Raw genomic sequence first — 1,326 nt, 5'->3', positions numbered from 1 at the left:
TTGGGCCTTGCCCAGGTTCTGGACTACATCCATGACAATTGCCCGGATCGCAAGATAGCAAGAAAGTTCGTTTATAAAAATTTTGTTAAAGAAGAGCAACTGGAATTGTTCTCATGAAAATTTTAGTCGCATGTGAATATTCCGGACGGGTCCGGGACGCGTTTTTGAAAAAAGGTCATGACGTCATGTCCTGCGATCTGCTGCCGACAGAATCCCCAGGTCCACATTACCAGGGAGATGTCTTTGATGTGATTCATGACGGTTGGGATATGATGATCGCCCACCCTCCATGCACGTATCTCACCGTATCCGGCAACAGGTCTTTTTTAAATAATCCGGAAAGATGGAAACAACGCCTGGACGCGATGCTTTTTGTCCACGCCCTGTTTAACGCCGACATTGAAAAAATCTGCATTGAGAATCCGCAAGGTGTTATTTCCACGCATATCAGGCCACCTGACCAGTATATCCAGCCGTATGAATTCAGATATCCGGAATCTGAAAAAACAGGCCTTTGGCTTAAAAACCTGCCTTTGCTGCTTCCAACAAAGCCAGTGAAGCCGCTTTGGATAAATACAGCCGACGGCAAACGCCATTCTCCGACCCACGCCAGGATTAAGGATGCCAAAATTCGAAGCCTCACTTATCAGGTAATTGCTGACGCTATGGCGGATCAGTGGGACAGCGCCGGCGAATATGTTTTTCCAGTCGTTCCGGAACGCCGGCCGGAGCAAGGGAAATTATTTGCATAATGGTCATTCAAATGAAAATAAGTAAACCAGGTGATGGTATGACATATAGTCAATCCCGATTCCAAATTCATTTATTGAAAAGGGTTGAATTATGAAATTGAAATTTGAAATAAATAATCCATGTGAGCCCAATGCGGGTATTTCCCCTTTTTCTGAAATTTTAACTGTTGAAGTTGAAAGCGGAGATCCTGGTGGCTATCCCGGAGAGTTTTGTGATGCCATGAAACAGTTTTTGACTGATTGGTATGACGGTGCAGATGTAATAGAACACCATGATTAAATTTATAGCTTTTTCAACAATGATCATGCCTGCGTTTTTTTCTTTATATTAAATTTATAGAGGGCAAAAAATGGAACATTCAGTTTTGGTTATTAAAGTAATTGTTCAGAATAATTTAGGTTACTATCCTAGAACTGACAGGCAATATTAATGCCGGGAGTTGCACCTCCCGGCATTAAACAACAGTAAAAACCCCGCTCAAAGGAATTTTACATGCCTACTATAAATAAAGCTCATAAACAGAGATGTCAACCAGCATATATTGATGGTAGTTCCCTTGGTGGTTCCTCCCTC

Annotated in this window: 2 protein-coding genes; both read left to right on the top strand. The window is 42.4% G+C overall.

Annotated elements, in window-relative coordinates; translation table 11 throughout:
* The first annotated feature begins 113 nt into the window (after positions 1-113).
* Positions 114-752 carry a hypothetical protein gene (locus tag Q366_RS19165; RefSeq protein WP_051958175.1) on the top strand — a complete coding sequence of 213 codons (639 nt, stop codon included), beginning with the start codon at positions 114-116 and terminating at the stop codon, positions 750-752.
* Positions 753-843: 91 nt separating this feature from the next.
* On the top strand, positions 844-1,032 hold the full coding sequence (locus tag Q366_RS19160; RefSeq protein ID WP_035242434.1) for a hypothetical protein: 189 nt from the start codon (positions 844-846) through the stop codon (positions 1,030-1,032).
* Positions 1,033-1,326 lie beyond the last annotated feature (294 nt).

It is taken from the genome of Desulfobacter vibrioformis DSM 8776, from assembly GCF_000745975.1.
Classification (GTDB): Bacteria; Desulfobacterota; Desulfobacteria; order Desulfobacterales; family Desulfobacteraceae; genus Desulfobacter; species Desulfobacter vibrioformis.
Note: the sequence above shows the minus strand (reverse complement) of the source record. Positions and strands in the feature narration are given on the sequence as shown.